The sequence below is a fragment of the bacterium genome, from assembly GCA_026416715.1.
GTDB lineage: Bacteria > UBP4 > UBA4092 > JAOAEQ01 > JAOAEQ01 > JAOAEQ01.
In genome coordinates, this window is record JAOAEQ010000062.1 from 1 (window position 1) to 522 (window position 522).

The following is a 522-nucleotide window of genomic DNA, read 5'->3' on the forward strand; positions in this document are numbered from 1 at the left end:
CACCACCAGCGGAGCTAAATTTCGGATTCCAGATAGCTGATTGCGGATTTGCTGGAAAACTAGCATTCGTTCCGCAATGAGGTCAACCAGCGGGTCAGTTTCTTCATACGGCAGAATTTCCCAGCTCGGAAATTGTAAGATATCACGCTGCAAAAAAAACTGTAAGTCGTTCGTCATTGCGTCTGCGGTATCTTCATCCGACGTGATGATGAGAACCGGACGAACAATACGGGTTACAAGCTCGGAAATTAAATATGCTTTTCCTGAACCCCAGAGCCCACTAACCTGAACTTTTGCCAGCGGCTGATTCAACGATTCGATAATTTGTTTAAATTGAGCTAATTGGTCAAACGGTTCCATAATCTCGGGTTAACCCTATGGAGTTCATTATCATTCCAGGTTTATTGTTAATCCGCTGGAAGCGGATGATTGATAGTAGCCCAGCTATTTATAGCTGGGTTGTGATACATAACCGATGTATGAGTCCCGTTAGGGACGAATGGGATATTTTGCCTAGGGAAT

General features: G+C 44.3%; 1 protein-coding gene. It reads right to left on the minus strand.

All coding sequences use genetic code 11. From position 1 onward, the window contains the following. The coding region (locus N3A72_12485; GenBank protein MCX7920392.1) for a hypothetical protein at window positions 1-360 on the minus strand (360 nt) is incomplete at its 3' end. Window positions 361-522 lie beyond the last annotated feature (162 nt).